This is a genomic window from Bacillus sp. NEAU-Y102, from assembly GCF_054788175.1.
This window is the reverse complement of sequence record NZ_JBTWFK010000005.1, coordinates 282,411-301,221: the sequence shown is the minus strand read 5'-3', so window position 1 is coordinate 301,221 and position 18,811 is coordinate 282,411. Positions and strand designations below refer to the sequence as shown.

Annotated in this window: 20 protein-coding genes and 2 pseudogenes; 14 read left to right on the top strand and 8 right to left on the bottom strand. The window is 33.7% G+C overall.

Annotated elements, in window-relative coordinates; genetic code table 11:
• The first annotated feature begins 98 nt into the window (after positions 1–98).
• From ACYFX0_RS15450 to ACYFX0_RS15435, 4 genes and pseudogenes are all read left to right on the top strand, one after another.
• Positions 99–1,190: pseudogene (locus ACYFX0_RS15450) on the top strand (serine hydrolase).
• Between the two features lie 68 nt (positions 1,191–1,258).
• The gene (locus tag ACYFX0_RS15445) at positions 1,259–1,888 is read left to right on the top strand and encodes a DUF3885 domain-containing protein (protein ID WP_106081389.1); all 630 of its coding nucleotides are present in this window, start codon (positions 1,259–1,261) and stop codon (positions 1,886–1,888) included.
• 152 nt (positions 1,889–2,040) lie between these two features.
• A complete protein-coding gene (locus ACYFX0_RS15440) occupies positions 2,041–2,616 on the top strand; it encodes a histidine phosphatase family protein (protein ID WP_000208260.1) in 576 nt (191 codons plus the stop codon).
• Between the two features lie 89 nt (positions 2,617–2,705).
• The gene (locus ACYFX0_RS15435) at positions 2,706–3,077 is read left to right on the top strand and encodes a hypothetical protein (protein ID WP_000461779.1); all 372 of its coding nucleotides are present in this window, start codon (positions 2,706–2,708) and stop codon (positions 3,075–3,077) included.
• Positions 3,078–3,098: 21 nt separating this feature from the next.
• Here ACYFX0_RS15435 and ACYFX0_RS15430 read toward each other — a convergent pair whose 3' ends face one another.
• From ACYFX0_RS15430 to ACYFX0_RS15420, 3 genes are read right to left on the bottom strand one after another with little or no spacing between them, the layout of a single operon-like run.
• Positions 3,099–4,031 carry an alpha/beta fold hydrolase gene (locus ACYFX0_RS15430; protein ID WP_002083200.1) on the bottom strand — a complete coding sequence of 311 codons (933 nt, stop codon included), beginning with the start codon at positions 4,029–4,031 and terminating at the stop codon, positions 3,099–3,101.
• The gene (locus ACYFX0_RS15425; RefSeq protein WP_000545623.1) at positions 3,992–4,321 is read right to left on the bottom strand and encodes a DUF3147 family protein; all 330 of its coding nucleotides are present in this window, start codon (positions 4,319–4,321) and stop codon (positions 3,992–3,994) included. The genes ACYFX0_RS15430 and ACYFX0_RS15425 overlap by 40 nt, the downstream gene beginning before the upstream one ends.
• On the bottom strand, positions 4,305–4,715 hold the full coding sequence (locus ACYFX0_RS15420; protein WP_001059787.1) for a MarR family winged helix-turn-helix transcriptional regulator: 411 nt from the start codon (positions 4,713–4,715) through the stop codon (positions 4,305–4,307). Before ACYFX0_RS15420 ends, ACYFX0_RS15425 begins: the two co-directional genes overlap by 17 nt.
• A 121-nt stretch (positions 4,716–4,836) precedes the next feature.
• Here ACYFX0_RS15420 and ACYFX0_RS15415 point away from each other — a divergent pair, with 121 nt between their 5' ends.
• On the top strand, positions 4,837–5,664 hold the full coding sequence (locus ACYFX0_RS15415) for a protein phosphatase 2C domain-containing protein (protein ID WP_106081373.1): 828 nt from the start codon (positions 4,837–4,839) through the stop codon (positions 5,662–5,664).
• Between the two features lie 42 nt (positions 5,665–5,706).
• On the opposite strand, the gene asnB is transcribed toward ACYFX0_RS15415, so the two are convergent.
• Entirely contained in the window at positions 5,707–7,530 is a 1,824-nt protein-coding gene (gene asnB / locus ACYFX0_RS15410; RefSeq protein WP_106081372.1) for an asparagine synthase (glutamine-hydrolyzing), read from the bottom strand.
• Between the two features lie 261 nt (positions 7,531–7,791).
• Between asnB and ACYFX0_RS15405 the strand changes: the two genes are divergently transcribed.
• Both ACYFX0_RS15405 and ACYFX0_RS15400 read left to right on the top strand, forming a co-directional pair.
• Positions 7,792–8,358 (top strand): sigma-70 family RNA polymerase sigma factor, encoded by a 567-nt coding sequence (locus tag ACYFX0_RS15405; RefSeq protein WP_044783488.1) that lies wholly within the window; start codon positions 7,792–7,794, stop codon positions 8,356–8,358.
• Complete coding sequence (locus ACYFX0_RS15400; protein ID WP_106081371.1) at positions 8,355–9,461, top strand: DUF4179 domain-containing protein; 1,107 nt, start codon at positions 8,355–8,357, stop codon at positions 9,459–9,461. The genes ACYFX0_RS15405 and ACYFX0_RS15400 overlap by 4 nt, the downstream gene beginning before the upstream one ends.
• A gap of 41 nt (positions 9,462–9,502) precedes the next feature.
• On the opposite strand, the gene ACYFX0_RS15395 is transcribed toward ACYFX0_RS15400, so the two are convergent.
• Positions 9,503–10,576: a WD40/YVTN/BNR-like repeat-containing protein gene (locus ACYFX0_RS15395; protein WP_106103106.1), complete on the bottom strand. Its 1,074-nt coding sequence runs from the start codon at positions 10,574–10,576 to the stop codon at positions 9,503–9,505.
• A 211-nt stretch (positions 10,577–10,787) separates the two neighbouring features.
• On the opposite strand from ACYFX0_RS15395, the gene ACYFX0_RS15390 reads away from it, so the two are divergent.
• Positions 10,788–11,687, top strand: coding sequence for a cation diffusion facilitator family transporter (locus ACYFX0_RS15390; RefSeq protein ID WP_000510030.1), 900 nt, complete (start codon positions 10,788–10,790; stop codon positions 11,685–11,687).
• Between the two features lie 193 nt (positions 11,688–11,880).
• The gene (fbpA, locus tag ACYFX0_RS15385; protein WP_000098300.1) at positions 11,881–12,051 is read left to right on the top strand and encodes a Fur-regulated basic protein FbpA; all 171 of its coding nucleotides are present in this window, start codon (positions 11,881–11,883) and stop codon (positions 12,049–12,051) included.
• A gap of 52 nt (positions 12,052–12,103) precedes the next feature.
• Here the strand turns inward: fbpA and ACYFX0_RS15380 are convergent.
• Positions 12,104–12,223 (bottom strand): annotated as a pseudogene (locus tag ACYFX0_RS15380) (GntR family transcriptional regulator); the annotation flags it as partial.
• An 8-nt stretch (positions 12,224–12,231) separates the two neighbouring features.
• Here ACYFX0_RS15380 and ACYFX0_RS15375 point away from each other — a divergent pair.
• Positions 12,232–12,462: a hypothetical protein gene (locus ACYFX0_RS15375; protein ID WP_050583512.1), complete on the top strand. Its 231-nt coding sequence runs from the start codon at positions 12,232–12,234 to the stop codon at positions 12,460–12,462.
• 35 nt (positions 12,463–12,497) lie between these two features.
• On the opposite strand, the gene ACYFX0_RS15370 is transcribed toward ACYFX0_RS15375, so the two are convergent.
• On the bottom strand, positions 12,498–13,685 hold the full coding sequence (locus ACYFX0_RS15370; protein ID WP_000757662.1) for a GTP-binding protein: 1,188 nt from the start codon (positions 13,683–13,685) through the stop codon (positions 12,498–12,500).
• 168 nt (positions 13,686–13,853) lie between these two features.
• Here ACYFX0_RS15370 and ACYFX0_RS15365 point away from each other — a divergent pair, with 168 nt between their 5' ends.
• The 4 genes from ACYFX0_RS15365 (at position 13,854) to nhaC (ending at position 18,383) form a co-directional block, all read left to right on the top strand.
• The gene (locus ACYFX0_RS15365) at positions 13,854–14,846 is read left to right on the top strand and encodes a permease (RefSeq protein ID WP_187298993.1); all 993 of its coding nucleotides are present in this window, start codon (positions 13,854–13,856) and stop codon (positions 14,844–14,846) included.
• A gap of 13 nt (positions 14,847–14,859) precedes the next feature.
• The gene (locus ACYFX0_RS15360; protein ID WP_000409945.1) at positions 14,860–15,744 is read left to right on the top strand and encodes a TIGR03943 family putative permease subunit; all 885 of its coding nucleotides are present in this window, start codon (positions 14,860–14,862) and stop codon (positions 15,742–15,744) included.
• A gap of 112 nt (positions 15,745–15,856) precedes the next feature.
• Positions 15,857–16,516 carry a class I SAM-dependent methyltransferase gene (locus tag ACYFX0_RS15355; protein ID WP_001104666.1) on the top strand — a complete coding sequence of 220 codons (660 nt, stop codon included), beginning with the start codon at positions 15,857–15,859 and terminating at the stop codon, positions 16,514–16,516.
• 463 nt (positions 16,517–16,979) lie between these two features.
• Positions 16,980–18,383: a Na+/H+ antiporter NhaC gene (nhaC, locus tag ACYFX0_RS15350; protein WP_000843986.1), complete on the top strand. Its 1,404-nt coding sequence runs from the start codon at positions 16,980–16,982 to the stop codon at positions 18,381–18,383.
• A gap of 39 nt (positions 18,384–18,422) precedes the next feature.
• Here the strand turns inward: nhaC and ACYFX0_RS15345 are convergent, their stop codons facing one another.
• Positions 18,423–18,803, bottom strand: coding sequence for a MerR family transcriptional regulator (locus ACYFX0_RS15345; protein WP_016098046.1), 381 nt, complete (start codon positions 18,801–18,803; stop codon positions 18,423–18,425).
• Positions 18,804–18,811 lie beyond the last annotated feature (8 nt).

Sequence of the window (18,811 nt, the reverse complement as noted above, 5' to 3'; positions counted from 1 at the left end):
TCTTTGCTTGTAGGAATATTTATTCGTTTTTGTATAATTTTGTAATTTGGTTCGGTATAATTATGATATAGAAGGAAATTTGTTAGAGGGGGTATATTGTGAACATATTAAAGATTATAGGAATAATTGCAGGAGTCATTATAGTAGCTGTTATAGCTTTCTTTGTTATTATGAATTACTATTTGTCAAAAGAAGATCCTGATTACGTATTAAAGTACATAAAAGAACATAAAGAAGATGAAACATGTTCATTACTTATTAAAAGAAATGGAGAAGTATTAACTTCTATAAATGAAAATAAAAAATTGCCATTAGCAAGTATGGCAAAAATCGTAATAGCAGTTGAATTTGCTAAGCAAGTGTCAGAAGGAAAAATAAGTCGTGATGAACAAATTTCATTGCACGAGCTAGAAAAATATTAAGTTAAAGATACTGATGGTGGAGCACATCCTAACTGGTTAGAAGATGCCAAAGCGAGAGAATTAGTGAAAAATGGACAAATCGCTTTAGAAGAAGTCGCTAAAGGAATGATTCATTATAGTTCTAATGCAAATACAACATATTTGTTAGAAAAGCTTGGAATAGAAAGAGTAAATGAAAGTATAAAAGAGTTAGAGCTTACTAGTCATGATAAGTTCACTTCTTATACGGCTGCACTATATATGAGAGGATACGTAGAAAAAGAACTTCATGTGCCAGAAAATCAGTCATTAAAAACGTTACGTAACATGTCAAAAGATGAGTATAATAAACATGTGTTACAAATTCATGAATGGATGAAAGATGAAGAAGAATGGAAAAAACGTGAAATTCCATTAAAGGTAGATATGGGATTTCAGCGAATTTGGTCAGATCGATTAGTGGGTGCAAACGCTAAAGATTATATGAGTATAATGGAAAAAACAAATAGTAGAAAGTATTTTCCAAAATCAATGCAGGAAGAAATCGAGAATATTTTCAAAGGAACAGTTAATAATAGTAAGTTAGAATTTGCGGGGCAAAAAGGTGGTTCTACCGCATTCGTATTGACAAAAAGCTTGTATACTACAGATAAGAAAGGGAATAAAGTAGAAGTTGTAATTATGTTTAACGATATAGAAGATCAAGTTGTATATCAAAAACTGAGAAATAATATAAATTATTTTATTCAAGATGCTATAACAGATGAAGAGTTTAGAAATAAATTATAATGAAATAATTTTATTATGTAAACAACATGCTATTAAAGGTAGGTATTGAGATGAGGTTGAATGAGTATATGCTTGAAACGTTTCCGAATTTAGAACTTAGACCACCTCTATTTTATAATTGGGATATTGGTATTCGTTTTAGATTAGGTGTGGACTATGATTGTAATAACATTTATGAAAATTGTCTATATTTAGAAGGCGTTTATAAAAGGACGATTACTTTATTTCAGTCTTTACATTCAACAAAAGATGATATTTATATTGTAGTGGATGTAAATGACTATGCAAACGGTGAAACTTTCAAACAGAAATTGAATATCTTTTCTAAGTATGTCAAAGAGAAGTCCGATTTGTTTAAGTTACAGAAAAATACAATCCCTTATGTTTTTCCAGATGAAGATGAAGATGGAGCATATAAAACACATAGATATACTTTGAAATGTGAAATCTCTGACTTTACATACATTCCTATGCTAAAAGCAATTTGTAATCAAGATATGGGAATAAAACCGAGTATTTTTCATAGGGTGTATTTTATAAATGTTAACAAGAATACTATATTTCACGTTTATGATGATAGAGGTTGTGATGTATTAGCTATCTCTCCTGATACAATTAGGGATATTTATAATACATATAATGATTGGATATTAGAATACGATAGAAATAAAATTGATAAAGTATTTAATTGGATGTAGTCTATTTTAATTGAGGGAAATACCATATGAGGTGTTTCCCTTTTATTAATATGAAAATCAACATTTAAATTTGACAGTACTTATAATAAAAGTAAAGGGATTTGATGGTAATGTATTGAATTTGGATAAAAACAGAAAAGGGAGATGAATAAATGACGACAATCTATTTCGTTCGCCATGCCCACTCTACATATACAAAAGAAGAAAGGGAACGACCTTTATCTGAAAAAGGGCACTGTGATGCAGAGAATGTAACGCATTTATTAAAAGATAAACATATTGATGTTGTTATTTCTAGTCCGTACAAAAGAGCGATCCAAACTGTACAAGGAATTGCGAATACATATAAATTATTAATACAAACAGAAGAAGATTTGCGTGAAAGATTATTGAGTACAGAGCCAGTAGCAGATTTTAATGTTGCTATGCAGAATGTGTGGAAAGATTGGAGTTTTGCATACGAAGGCGGAGAATCGAGTGATGTCGCACAAAGGCGCGCTGTAATATGTATGCAAAATATATTAAAACAATATGAAGGTAAGAACATTGTAATAGGTACGCATGGGAATATTATGGTATTACTAATGAATTATTTTAATTCGAAATATGATTTTGAATTTTGGAAAACACTTCATATGCCTGATGTGTATAAATTAAATTTTGATAAAAATCGTTTCATTTCTGCTGAAAGAATAGAGAAAACAGGTCATCGGTTAAATATTTTGTAAAAGTTTATCAAAAAAAGAGGAAAGAGAGAAGTTATTGTAGAAGTATGACTTTGTAACATAAAAAATATATGTTAAAGGAGGCTGTTTACATGTTTGAGAAAGAGAAAGAAGGGCTTATTGAAGTTCAAAACGTATATGAAATTGCACCAGAAGATGGAACAATTATTGGTATGGCAACGGAAGAAGAAATGGAAATTGCTGCTGAACTAGAGTTACAGTACTATGCTCATTCTCGTTTGTTAGAAGCAAATATTCAGTTAGACGGTTCCTCCTACAAAGAGTTACTTCAGGAGTTCCAGGAGTACGAAAGAAAATCAATGAGCTTTTGGCGAGCGATACATAAACGTTTAGCTGTGCCATGGGCGTGGGTACTACGTATTGATGTTGCGAATGGCCCTATATATGTAAGTAATGGTAGTTCATATTACGAAGAAATCGATGATGAAGAAGATTATGAATAGAAGATAAGTAAGGAAGCAGCTTTAGTTGCTTCCTTTTTTGATTTGTAAGAAATGAATTGCTTCAATAATAATATCTGGTCGATCATTTTCTATACCGTGACTAGCATGTTGGGCAAGAATATAGTGGCTGTTAGTTGAGAGGTGTAATTGTTCATGAATTAGTTCTTGCCACATTGCTTCAAGTTGTGTTGCTTCCTCTTTTGGCATGCCACCATTAGTCAATTGAGTAATAGAATATTGAGGATCTCTACCGATAACGATTAATGGTATTTCTAATGTTTTACATAGCTCTTTTAGTGAGAGAGCACAGTTTTTCCACTCAGATAGTTCAGAAGCTGTCGCTTTATATAATGAGGCGGAGGTAGAGAATTCAATTTGCTGTTTTGATTGATTGGCGAGCATAGATTTTAGTTCATTATAAAGTGTGTCTACATCCATTTTGGAATACATATTATATTTTTGAAACCAAACATCATCAGAATCAGTTTGATCAGAAATTGGTAAATGAAGTTCATCTAAACGGTGTAAGTTCATCGAAGTAGAATCAACTAAAATAAGTGCTTGCAGCTTATCTTCATGTAACATCGCAAAATGTTGTGCACATAATCCTCCATAGGAATGACCGATTAGAATAAATGGCTCTTGAATAGCTAGTTTGTTTAGTAACATATGTAGCTCTTTTGTAACTTGCCTTATTGTACGCGGCTGATGGCCTACATCACTTTTTCCGTAACCTGGGCGATGGTATGAAACGACTGTAAAGTACTCTGAAAGCTTTTCTATAATAGGAAACCAATCATAAAATGAGCAACTCATTCCGGTTTGAATGACTACAGTTTGTTTACCACTTCCTTTTATATGTACTTCTATATTTTGCCCCATTATTTCTACAAATTTATGAATGTTAATTCCTCCTAAGCTTGAAATAATTTTTGACAAGCAAAAACGATACACCAAACACCTATACCGAGTAGGACAGATGTACTAAGTGTAAATGAATTTTTTAAACCAATATAGACGATAAATAATAGTAGTGCTGATGCGGGGAATCCATATAATACCCCTAAAGCAAATTGACTTAATTCTTGTTTATTCCCGCCTTCGAATGAAATCCAAAATAGACTAAGTAAACTAACGAGTGGAAGGGCAGCAATAAAGCCACCTATCGTACTGAAATGTTTAGCAACTTCAGTGATAACGCCGATAATAAGTGCCGAAACGATTACTTTAACGAGGAAATGCATATTTTGCCTCCTTCGCTAATAACGAAAATGCTTTTTCAATTAATTGTTGTTCTTCTTTTGATAACTGTGATTCTAATATTTTTATCTTTTCTTTATCCAGTAAAGTATGTTTTTCTAATACTTCAATCCCTTCAATTGTTAATGTAAGGTTTACCACTCTTTCATCTTGTTTATTTCTCTCTTTAACGATGAAGCCCTTTTGAATAAGGCGCTTTATGTGTTCAGACGCTGTGTTATGAGAAAGACTAAGCTCAGTAGCGACTTTTCCAATTGTTATATCTTTCTCACGAGAAACGATTTGTAAAATACGAATTGCTTGGTGGGAAAGGTTGTCCTCGTATTCGTATCGTAAGTGATAATAAATGCTCTCCCAATGTTGATTAATGTTGTTCATAATAATAAATCCCCTTTTTATATCGTATAGTAAGATATATTCGTTATTTTAGAAATAAAATCCTTTTATTTGGATAAAAAATGTTGAAAAAGTTTATTTTTATTGAAATATAAGGTAATCTATGTGTAAAGGTATACATTTAGCAAGAGAGAGGATGATAGCTGTGAATACATTCAAATGGATTAGTCATGAACAGATGTATGTAGATGAAATACATGTTGAAAAATGTGGTCCTCTTTCAGTCGGCGTATATGGGGGGAATCAAGAGAGTGATGCATATGAACGAGGAGATGCGGTGCTTGCTTGGTGGGATCCTGAATTACAATTTGAATTTGTTATGATTTTTGATACACATCACAAAACAAAAAATATAGATTATATAATAGAAGCGATTTCGGCAAGAAAAGAAAAACTAAAAGAGTTATTCTCATATCCAATACATTTAGCTTTTCATCATACACATATGTACTTATTAGCGTTATTTACAGATGAGTTATTTATTAAAAAATGTGATCAAGATGATGAGGAACTCGCTTGCTTAATTTGTTTACGAAAAGGCGGATTTTTATATTGGTTATCAGTTGGTGATTGTTTCGCGTATTTATTCCATTCTGAGAAAACGAAAAATGGAAAAGGACGATTAAATAAACGGAAAAATTACGAATATATTGGTAGGAAAAATATTTTTGCAGCAAATACACCTTGCTTTACGTCAGGTGTAAGAGGATTAGAAAAAGGAATGAATCACATTGTAATGGCAACAGATGGTATTTTAGAGTGTGACAAACGAAGGTTTGATGATGATCAATCTTTAGTAGAAATATTACACGACGGAAGTTGCTTGCAGATTGAGCCCGTATTAACAAATGTATTGCAGTGGAAAGGTAGAGATTGTGCCACGATTATTGGATGGTCTATTGATACTGATAATAAACAATGTGCTAATTAATATAAAAGGAGTTCAAGGTTTTTATCCTTGAACTCTTTTTTGTTAAGCAATATGAATATGATATGTTTTCAACCATTCATTTACTTGTAGCATATACTCCATGGCACTTCTTGCCTCAAAATTGTTAATCTCTTTATTACTTTGATCAGCAATTGAAAGTAAGATGGAATGGTTAATAAGTGAGAAAATAGGATTGTTTTTATTGCTACACATATCAAGTGTTAAATTACGGATTGTTTTTAAGTAGTGTGGATCTTGTGAAGTTGGATAAGCGCTTTTTCTTCTATTGCGTACATCGTCAGGTAAAGCTGGATGTAGTGCTCTACGTAAAATGCCTTTTTCAATATTATCAATACTTTTTATGTTGAAAGGAACATTCCATAAATATTCAACTAATCTATAATCGCAAAACGGTACACGAACTTCAAAACCAACAGCCATACTCATACGATCTTTACGGTCAAGTAAGAAAGGAAGGAATCTCGTTAAAAATAAATAAAACATTTGGCGTTGTTTCGCGGATTTTTTACTTTCCCCTTCAAGAGTAGGTACTTCATGAACAGCTTCATGGAATCTTTTATTGATATAATGTTCAGGATTACATTGCTTTGTTACTTCGTTTAATAATAGAGAAGATGTGTTTTTCCAGTTTGTTAACCACGGAAACTTATCTACATACAGTAGTTCTTCTTGATGAAACCAAGGATATCCCCCGAATACTTCATCAGCCGATTCACCAGATAAAGCTACGGTTGCATCTTTTTTCATTTCGCAAAATAGTAAATATAGTGAAGTTTCCATTTCGCCTGCACTTGGCAAATCTTTCGCATGGAGGGGAACGAATAAGTGATTTGCTAATTCTTCAGCACTCACAATAATGTCATGATGCGATGTCCCTACATGTTCGGAAACACGTTTTACCCAAGGAGCGTCTAAGCCAGTGCGAGCAAATGTCAGCTCGAAATCTTTGGCGCTATTTAAAAAGTCGATTGAATACGTGTGAAGTGTTTCGTGCTCCTCTGCAAATTCTTTACCTGCAAGTGCAGTAATACCGCTAGAGTCTAATCCGCCTGATAACATACAAACGAGAGGAACATCGGCAATTAATTGTCTTTTTACTGTATCTTGTAAAATAGATAAAATATGCGAAGATGTATCTTCTATAGAGTCTGTATGGATCTTACTTTCTAAATTCCAATACTTCGTAACTACTTTTTTATGACGTGTAAATGTTATAGAATGTCCAGCACGTACTTCTTGAATATGCTTAAACACACCACATCCTGGAGTGCGAAATAAGCCTAATCCAAATATTTCATTTATTCCATCCGCATCAATTTCAGCAGGGACAGATGGATGCGCTAATAATGCTTTAATTTCAGAGCCGAAAATAATACTGCCATTTCTTTCTGTAAAAAAGAGCGGTTTTACACCTAAATGATCTCGTGCTAAAAACAATTGTTGCTTCTGTTCATCCCATAATGCAAAAGCGAAAATTCCGTTTAAATGTCGTACGCAGTCTTCTTTCCATTCTAAATAAGCATGTAGTAATACTTCTGTATCTGAATGGGTTTCAAATGTATGACCACATTTTTGAAGTTGCTCTCTCAGTTCACGGAAATTATAAATTTCTCCATTATAAGTAAGAGCATACGTATAATCACCAGCACGAAATGTCTTCGGCTGCGTCCCGCCTTCTGGATCAATAACAATTAAACGTCGGTGTGCAAAGGCCGCGCGAGGTGAAAACCAAAATCCTTCAGCATCAGGACCACGATGCTGGATACTATTTGCCATCTTTTCTAAAATAACATGTTCATTGGAGAGATCCTTATTCCAATTTACCCAACCTGTAATTCCACACATACACATCTCATCTCCTAATTTAAAAAATATATTAATGAAATAAAATGTACACCAAATTAAAGAATGACTATATAAATAGTGTACTACATGAATTAAATTGTAGACTTGAGAAAATTTTCTTTGAACGCATAGTCATGTGAGACAATGGCTAAGGGGAAGGATTCCATTACATACAAAAAATAAAAAAGATGAGAGAAAAAATTTCTTCAGACGTTATATAGGGTGTAAAAGCTTTTACAAAACAATAAGGGGAATCGCTACATGAAATCAAATGAGAAAAATTTTATAAAAAGATTACAGCGGCAAAAAGAAGACGCGTTAGAATTTGTTGTCGATACATACTTACCACTCATAAAGGGGATCACGCATAAAGTTCTACTTCCAATTCAAAATGATGGACTCATAGAGGAATGTATAAACGATATATTTCTTTCCATTTGGAATAACGCAAATAAATTCCATGGAGAGCCGAGTGATTTTAAAAAGTGGATTGCAGCGATTGCAAAGTTTAAAGCAATTGATTATTACCGAAAAGCGACTAAAAAAGTAGAAATTATTTCAGATGAGTTTCATATCAGTACAGAAAAATCAGCAGAAGACGAATTAATCGTTATGGAAGATAGGGAAGAATTATTGAAGCTCATTAATCAATTAGAACCGTTAGATCAAAAGGTATTCATTATGAAATATCTCCTCGGTATGAAGACAGAGGAAATTGGAGAAAAATTAAGATTAACTCGAGCCGCTATAGATAATCGAGTGTACCGGGGGAAAAAGAAACTACAACAAAATGCTACGAAAATTAGTTTTGGAGGTAGTGCAATATGAAAGACATTTATGAACTATTGAATGATATTGATATAGATGAAAAAGAACTAGAGGAAATTGAGGCTTCTGAAATTGAAAAAGAAAAAGTGAAGCGTAATGTAAAACAATCGATACGTACGAAGAAAAAGATGAAAAGTTGGAAAAAAGGTGTCGCTGCTGCATCTATTTTAGTAGGATTATCAGTTGCAACACTTGGTATTGGTTTTCCAACCTATGCTGGAGGTCTTCCTATAGTAGGAGATATATTCCGATTTTTAGATAATGGTAGAACAGGGCTATATGAAAATTATAAAGAGTTTTCGACTGAATTGAATATGACGAGAGAGAGTAATGGGGTTAAGGTTACAATTAATGATGCTGTGGTTGATGGGAGAACTGTAACGATAACGTATTCTATCGAAAGTGAAAAAGACTTAGGAGAGCATCCGAGCATATTTGGTTCCCCGCAAGTAAGCATGTCTAATGGTGCGGCTGGAAGTTCTAAAACTACGAAAGTAGGAGATAAAAAATATGTAGGTATGACTACAACAAGTGATCTTGGTAGTAAAAGAATGGACGTTGCAAATGTTAGATGGAATATGGAATCAATTAATATATACGAAGAAAAAAAATCAATAAAAGGGAATTGGAATTTTGCTCTTACTTTAAAGGCGATGGATAGTAAGGATATAAAAGTTAATGGGATTTCCGAAAAAGAAGGTATAAAAGTAAATATAGACAAAATGGAAGTAACACCTATGTCATTTATCGTTTTTTATAATCAGGAAGAATCTAAGGCATTAAGGCGTATATGGGATAGTGCAGATGTTGAGCTAGAAATAAAAGATGATTTAGGAAATCAATACGCTGGTGAAGGAAATGGCGGAACGGGTACAGTAGCAGAACCACATAAAAGTAGTTGGAGTACTACATTCCAAAAATTGAATAAAAATGCTACAAAGCTTATCGTTACGCCTCATGTGAATTTGCGAGTGCATACACCTGAAAATCATGGTGGAGTGGAGTATGTGAATGGAAAAGAGAAGAAAATTGAAGTGCCGAAAAAAGAAGCGAAGAGTAAAGATATTGTTCTAGATGATATCGTAATTGATTTAAAGAAATAGAAGAGAGACTGCCTAAAAACATTAGGCAGTCTCTCTTTTCGCTAAAAACTAGTTACGAGTAACGCATGTGGATGCTGCGTTTTATACTCATCTTTCCACGGAATGTTTAGTTGTTCCCACGATTCGCCGCTATCACTGGATTGAAACACGCCGTTGTTATTTAACGTGTAAAACGTATGTGGTTCTGCCTTGTTTGTCGCAAACATCGAAATGACTGTACCGATTGCGGATGGTAGTCCTTGTTGTACTTGCTGGAAAGGAGTATCTTTCGTTTTTCGATAAATATAAGATTCATAAGGAATATGGTGATGAGCGAGATCAGCACTCGGTGCAGCTGAAACGAGAATCGTATTGCAATCAGCGGGATCGATAGCCATGCTGTATAAATAATGATGTTCAAGTCCTTCACTGCATGAGATCCAGCTGTTTCCATTGTTATAACTTTCAAGATATGCACGATCAGGTCCGCCCATAAATCCGTCACCACATGATGCATAAAGGCGATTTGGTGCTTCAGGGTGCATAAGTAATTGATGAGCATCGATAGGGGCACCGAATTTTTTATCGATCCATGTATGCCCTTTATCATTACTTTGAATAACAGCACCAGCTTCGATTGAAACGTGTATTGTATTAGGGTTGTTTGGATCAACTGTAATCCAGCGTACGTGATGGGTAAAAGGTCTAGGCGGAAATGCCCACGTATAAGAAGATAATAATGATTTCATATTTTTAAGTTCAGTCCACGTTTCACCACCATTTTCAGAGCGGAATAAAGCGCTCGGTTCTGTGCCGACATAAACGACACCATATCCGTTAACTTGTTCATTTGAGCTTATTGTTATGGAAGTGATAGAGGAGTGCAAAATACCATCTTCTTTAGGAAAATCAAAGTAACGATAAGAATCTCCAATTGGTCTCCATGAATCCCCGCTATCGTCACTTAACCATAGACCTCGTCCAAATGTTCCGCAATATACACGATTTTTTTGAAATGGATCAACAGCGATACAGGTAGGTTGCATATTTTGTAAGTGGTAAGTCGTTTCATAGTCATCATATTGTTCTTTCACTACAACAAGTTCACGTTCCATACAGAGAAATAAACGTTTCATTTTAGTAACCTCCTTAAAAATTCTTTCATTAGTAAACAATATGAAAATAAAAAAGAAGTAGTCTTGTTTTATTTGAGAAAAAGGGATTGTTTAAAAAGAAGCGAAGTGTGTATACAGAGGAAGCGGGCGTTTACAATCAGTCAATTCGGGATAAAGATGGGGAGTTTGTTTCATACTAACATACAGATATTGTACTTAAAGGAGTATTCGTATGGGACATTCGCATGATCATGGTCATTCAAAAAATAAAAAGGCGTTACTAATTGCCTTCCTACTAACAACAAGTTTTATGATTGCAGAAGTTGTTGGTGGATTTGTAACAAATAGCTTAGCACTATTATCTGACGCGGGGCATATGTTAAGTGATGCGGTATCTTTAGCCTTAAGTTTACTTGCGTTTAAGCTCGGAGAAAAAACAGCAACAACTGCGAAAACATATGGATATAAGCGAGTCGAAATGTTAGCAGCATTATGTAACGGTGTCGTTCTTATTGTCATTTCGGTATACATTTTTATTGAAGCAATCCGCCGTTTTAAAGAACCAGTTGAGATTGCTAGTAATGGGATGCTCATTATTGCTGTACTTGGTCTGCTTATTAATATTTTATCAGCTTGGATATTAATGAGAGGCGGAGATGTGAAGGGGAACTTGAATTTAAGAAGTGCTTTCCTCCACGTATTAGGCGATCTATTAGGATCAGTCGGAGCGATTATTGCAGCGCTATGTATTAAATTTTTCGGATGGACGGTTGCTGATGCGATTGCTAGTATTCTTGTGTCTATTTTAGTCATTATTAGTGGATGGCGTGTAACACGTGATACCGTCCATATATTAATGGAAGGTGCACCCCAGCACATAAATGTTGAAGAGGTAAAAAGTACATTATTAAATATTACGGTTGTAAAAGAAGTTCATGATTTGCACATATGGTCTGTCACATCTGATTTTCAAGTATTAACTTGCCATTTGATTATTAAAGGTGATGAAACGCAAAATGTATTAAAAGAGGCTACGGATGTATTAAAGGAGAAGTTTCATGTAGAACATGTCACCATTCAAGTAGAAATAGATGGTGAATTTAATCATAGTGAGACAACCTGCAAAGTATGAAAGAAAAAGGATAAGAAAATGTGTCATAACATTTTTCGCACGGCATACATATATATAATGTGGCCACAAATACTTTGTCAGGTAAATATTTCATGAAATTACTTTACTTATAAAGAGTCATCTTTTATAATCAAAAGTGGTAATTGATAAAGATTATCATTTTCAATGATCGTGGAAAGGAGTTTTTTTAAAGATGAGTAGTCAACTCCGTTTTGCTGTTGAAAATCGTAAGAGGCATTTAATTGATGAGTTAATTGGAGCAGGTGTGTTTAAAATTCGTGACCGACAATTATACGAGCTGTCTTTAGAGGAATTAGAAAAAGAGTATGAAGATATTGAGGATTACGCAAATATTCAGGCATAGCACATAGATTAGTAAATAAGGAGCTGGTTACACTTTTGTGTAGCCAGCTTTATTATTTCATAGAAATCATTTTTTGTATTTCTTTCATGGGACGGAGCCAGTTTTGAGACATCATTTGTTCCATTTGTTTTTCATCTTGTTTTTGTAGCGCTTGAATAATAGGGTGCTGTTCTTTAGAGGTTGTTTTTGTTAGCAGGATATCAAGAAGAAACGTTTGTTGGAGATAAAAATAAATTAGTGAAGCTTTCAGGAGCATTTTCTTATATAGTCGGAGTTGCTACTATAATATTACCGCTTGGCTTAGAAAAAATAGGTGATGTAGTTGGTAACATATATACTATATTAATTGTTTTAGGTACAGTTGCATTTATAATTAAAGCAAACCTATTAAATAAGAGTGCTATAAAATAAAAAGGCTTCATTCTACTGAAGCCTTTTATTAATTATTATGAAGTATAAGTAAAAGCCGGAATAGGATCAATAAATGTATTCCACTTTTGTTCCATTTCCTTTTCTGTTAATAGACAATCATCTAATGATTGTTCAATCACAGAACGATTCATATCAATACCGATAAATACGAGCTCAGTTATTCGATCTCCATATCGCTCGTCCCAGTTTTTTAATACTTCTGGTTCTTCTGCAATCATTTGATTTCTTTCAGTTTCAGGTAATGCGGCTATCCATTCACCGGCTCCTTGAATTGTAATAGAGGAACCTGCTTGAGATAGAAGCCCTATCATATTATTACGAGATGCGAGCCAGAAGAATCCTTTCGCTCTTACAACATCTAAAGGCCATTTTTCTAGCCAATTCATAAGGCGCTCGGGATGGAAAGGATATTTGCGACGGTAAACAAAGGAATTGATACCGTATTCTTCCGTTTCCGGTGTATGATGTTCACTATTTAATTCTTGTATCCAGCCGGCCGATTGACTGGCTTCTTCATAATTAAATAGATTTGTGTTTAAAATTTCTTGTAATGGTACTTTGCTAAACGAAGATTTAAGAACTTTTGCATTAGGATTTAATTTTTTTAGTAAATGATGAAGCTCTATCACATCTTCTTTTTCTAGCAAATCTATTTTATTAAGAATAATTACGTTTGCAAACTCAATTTGATCTATTAATAAATCAATAACTTCCCGGGTATCATTCTCATCGATTGCTTGTTTTCGGTCTAATAAACTTTCTCCATCTGCAAAATCATCCCAAAACCTATTTGCATCTACAACTGTAACCATCGTATCGAGGCGACAATTTCTCGTTAAATCAATGTTAAGAACTTCGTCTGTATAAGTAAACGTTTGAGCAACTGGAATAGGCTCACTTATACCAGAAGATTCAATAATAATATAGTCAATATCACCATTTTCAACAAGACGATCCACTTCTATCATTAAATCTTCTCGTAGTGTACAGCAGATGCAACCATTTTGAATTTCTACTAATTTCTCTTCCGTACGTGAAAAACCACCCTTTTTTATAAGAGATGCATCAATGTTTACTTCGCTCATATCATTAACGATAACAGCTACTTTTAAGTTGTTCTTATTAGTCAAAATGTGATGTAGTAAGGTAGTTTTTCCAGATCCTAAAAACCCACTTAATACAGTGATAGGTACTTTTTTCATGAAATGATCTCCCCTTTAAATCGTAATGATTACGTTTTATATTAAACGATGGAAAAAGAAAAATCAATAATAAATCATAATGATTACGATTTGAGAATAGAAATAGACTATAAAATTTGTGCTGTAGTATGAAGCATTTGGACAAGCACATGTTTACATATAAATAAAATGGAGGCGAGAAGCTTGGTCTTTAATAGAGTTTCAAAAGAATTAGTAGGCATAGCTCTTATCGCTATGTTTCTCTTTTTATTATTTTTTGTAGATTTTACAAGTCTAGCAAATTTGCACAAAAATTTACCACAGGAATGGTTGAATGTGAATACAGTATTTTTAAGTATCATTTTTGAAGCAATACCCTTTATTTTATTAGGGGTAATTGTTTCTTCATTTATTCAAGTGTTTGTGACGGAAGATATGATTCAAAAAGTAATGCCGAAATCTCCGATTGTTGCAATGATTCCAGCAGTATTTGTGGGAGTTCTTTTTCCAATGTGTGAATGTGTCATTATACCAATTGTAAGAAGGCTCATTCAAAAGGGGTTACCACTTCATGTAGGCATTGTTATTTTACTGAGTGCACCCATTATGAATCCAGTCGTTTTTTTATCTACTGTATATGCGTTTCAAAAAAATGATTATGTTGTATATGCACGCTTTGGGATAACAATTTTAGTTGCTCTATTCATAGGTCTAATTGTGTATTATTGCTATCGCGAAAGAAATGTTTTAAAAGACGTAGAGGTTTCAGTTCAAACAAGCAAAAAAAAGAGTTGGAAAGATGTTATGAATCACACTGTAGATGAGTTTTTTGATACTGGTAAGTATTTATTGATTGGTGCTTTTTTAGCAAGTGTATTTCAAACGTTTTTTGATCGGAATGTACTGGATGCAGTAGCACATAACGAAGTAATTGCCCCCTTTATTATGATGGGATTTGGTTATGTTTTATCAATTTGCTCTGCAGCCGATGCTTTTATAGCGGCATCTTTTGGACATGTTTTCTCAGTAAAGGCACTTCTCGCATTTCTTGTGTTTGGGCCGATGCTTGATATGAAGAATACGTTAATGCTATTTGCATATTTTCAAAAGAAATTTGTATTCTTTTTAATGGGAATTGTCATTGTATCTGTGTATACCATCCTGCAAATTATAATGTTATAGGAGGTGAGAAAGAATGGAGAAAGAGGAGCAGAAGGCATATCATCGCTATATTCGTGGCATTATTTTAATTGGTTTAGCAATGCTCTTATTTAAACTACTTGTAACAGGGAATATTTATAATTTTATCGCTCCAAAAATGATTAAATTTACGTATATAGCTTTTGTAGTGATTTTACTTCTTGGTTCTTTACAAGTTTGGAGAGATGGGAGAGAAAAAGAGGATGATTGTAATTGTTGTAAGCATCATACAGCATTAAAATCAGGGATGAAAAGTTTCTTTGTATATGTTTTATTTGTTGTTCCGATTATTAGTGCTTTTCTATTTGGAAATGTAACAATTGATGGAAGTTTAGCAGGAAAAAGGGGTATGAATCAAAGTGTACAGGCGAGAAGTATGGAAGGGAACGAAAAAGAGGGGAAACAGGATGATTTTGATGGGCGAGAGGTATTCGATGATCCAGATGAAACATCAAATTTATCAACGACTTATGAAACGGAAGAGCAAGTAGTAAAAAGTATGTTAGGACAGCATAAACTACAAGTAGAGGATAAGGATTATGTTCAAACAATGAGTATAATTGGTCAAGATGTAAAAGGGTTTAAAGGGAAAGAAATTATATTCTCAGGGTTTATATATAATGATAAGGATGTGACGGGTAATAAAGCAGTAGTGGCTCGATATGGCATAACTTGTTGTATTGCGGATGCATCAGTCTGGGGGATGATTGTTACCGGGAAAAACGTTGGGAAAATTCCAAAAGAAACATGGGTGAAAATAACAGGATTATTAGATGAAACGACATATAAAGGAACAGTCTTTCCACTTGTAAAAGTAAACAAAATCGAGAAAATTGATAAGCCAACTGAACCATATGTATATGACGCTTTACCTCAATAGAAAAGAATAAATTCTTCATATTTTCATGAAATAGAATCATAATCATGGCGATAAAAAAATAAAGATAAGAGTAATTTGGTTTGTTAAAAATATGTGCAGAAGGAGTTATGCGATGAACTGGGTTACTCATAAACCATCATTTGAATTTGAAACATTTAGTCCTATTATTCGGTCACAATCTGCGTGGAGTGGACATTTAGATTTTGCATATGACTTAGTAAGATTTGAAAAACCAGAAACTTTAGTTGAGTTAGGTACACATCTAGGTGCTTCTTTCTTCAGTTTTTGTCAGGGAGTAAAAGATGGAGGGTTATCGACTAAATGCTTTGCAGTAGATACTTGGGCTGGAGATGGGCATACAGGTCCATATGGAGAAGGGGTTTTTCAAATAGTAGAAAAAGTAGTGAGCGATAACTACCTTAATATAGGAAATTTAATTCGATCTACTTTTGATGATGCTGTAGACCAGTTTCAAGATGAAACGATAAATCTTTTGCATATTGATGGCTATCATACGTATGAAGCTGTTTCTCACGATTATAACACATGGCTACCGAAAGTCGCGAAAAACGGTATTGTATTATTTCATGATATTGAAGTTAGAAGTGGTGATTTCGGCGTATATCAGTTTTGGGATGAGGTAAAAGCGAAGTACCCTCATTTTCAATTTGCGCATTCATATGGACTGGGAGTGTTATTTCCGAAGGGTTGTAGTGATAAGTTTGAGGAAATACTTAAAAATAAAGAAGAAATACAAAATATGTATAAATAAAGATAAGGCATGCATCATTTTAATGATGTGTGCCCTATTTTTTGCGTAGAAAATAATGGTGTTAATTAAAAAGTGAAGATAGTTGTAAAAAGTTTTGTTGCAGCAAATATTAAAAAAGTTAGTATGGGATTGTTCTTTGTAAATAAAGTGAAGCTTTAATACGTTCATATCAATTCGGAATTTTACAGTAGTTAATTTCTTATCTAAGTGCTTTGCGCTTACTGAATTTTAAGGCGGAGGTCTTATTGGCCGAAAATATCGGGATAAATAAAAATACAACATTTTTTATATTTTTCATTGCGAAAAACGTAATCTACTTTTACAATAGAAAGGGTTGTGAATATATTATACTGGAAAAATAAATCGAAATAATATGAAAATTTTGTTTTGTCTTCGCTAATTGTATATTACATACATGTAAGACGACATACGTCATGTTATCGACTTGTAAGGAGAGAAAAAAATGAAAAGTGTAAGATTACCATCGATGCTAGAAATCATAGTTCTTTTATTACTATTTCTTGCTGTTGTCTTTTCCTTCCAAACGATTTTTGATCTCCCAATTCAATTAGCGCTATTTATTTCATGGTTTTTAGTAATTGCGCTTGGATTAAGATTAGGATTTCGTTATCAAGAATTGCAAGATGCAATTACGAAAGGGATTTCTAACGGATTAGAAGCAATACTGATTTTAGTTGCAGTAGGTGCTTTAATTGGAACGTGGATTGCTGGTGGGGTAGTACCAACATTAATCTATTATGGATTAGAATTTATTCACCCTAGCATATTCCTATTAGCAACATTAATTATTTGTTCTATAACTTCTATCGCAACAGGAACGTCTTGGGGAACAGTGGGAACAGCAGGTATTGCTATGATGGCGATTGGTGAAGGACTTGGTTTACCACTTCCGCTTGTTGCTGGTGCAGTTCTTTCAGGAGCTTATTTCGGCGACAAATTATCACCACTTTCTGATAGCACAGTTCTTGCAGCTTCTATGGCGAAAGTAGATGTTATTGCTCACGTTCGAGCTATGCTCGTATTAGATGTTCCAGCTTATATTATTACTAGTATTATGTTTACTGTAGCTGGTTGGATGTATGGCGGCGATAATGTAGATTTGAATCGAGTAGAATTTTTAAAAGAAGCTTTATTAAAGCAATTTGATATTAAAATATGGATGCTTATTCCAGCGGTCATTGTTATCGTTCTATTAGCGATGAAGAAACCGTCTATGCCAACAATTGCAATGGGAGCTTTAATTGGTGCAATTTGGGCAACTCTTTTCCAAGGGATGAACTTTGGAGAGGCGATTGGAACAGCTTATAACGGATTCTCAATTCAATCTGGTGTTGAGTTTGTTGACAAGTTATTAAACCGTGGTGGAATTAACGGCATGCTTGGCTCAGTAGCTGTTATTATTTTCGGTTTAGGATTTGGTGGATTACTTGAAAAACTAGGTGTTTTAAAAGTAATCGTATCAAAATTTGAGAAGAAATTAAATTCTGCAGGTAATGTAACATTGTCTACATTAATCGTGGCATTCTTAGCTAATATATTTGGTTGTGCGATGTATGTATCACTAATTTTAACACCAAAAATTATGGAAGATAGCTATGATAAATTAAAAATAGACCGTCGTGTATTAGCGCGTAACTCAGAAGTAGGTGGAACGTTAACTTCAGGTATGGTTCCATGGTCTGATAATGGTATTTTTATGGCGGGTATTTTAGGTGTAGCAACGTTCTCATACGTTCCGTTTATGTGGTTAAGCTTCGTATCGTTAATTTTAGCAGTTATTTACGGATATACAGGCAAATTCATCTGGTATGTAGATGATGCAGATAAAGGAAAGCAAGCATCATAAAATAAAAATCACCTTCTACAATATGTAGAAGGTGATTTTTTATTTTGTAATAGCATCTGCTGAAGTTATTTCATTCTCATATTTAGCAATTTTTTGTTGTATCTTTTTTAAGTTTTTTTCAGTGTCTTGGATGAGCTGTAAGACATTGGTCTCTTGTTGTTTCATTAATTCCAACCGTTGAAAGATGGTAGATTCTCCTTCCATAGACCAGTCGATAAATTGTTTTATTTTTTGAATAGGCATACCAGTGTTTTTTAAACACAAAATCATTTCTAAGTATTTGAGTGCTTCTTCATCAAAAGCTCGATCTCCTTTTTCATTTCTTTGCAGAAAAGGGAACAGTCCTTGTTTATCATAATAACGTATTTGAGAAATAGTTAAGTGTTGCATTTTGGCGACTTGCCCAATTGTATAATACATATCATTCA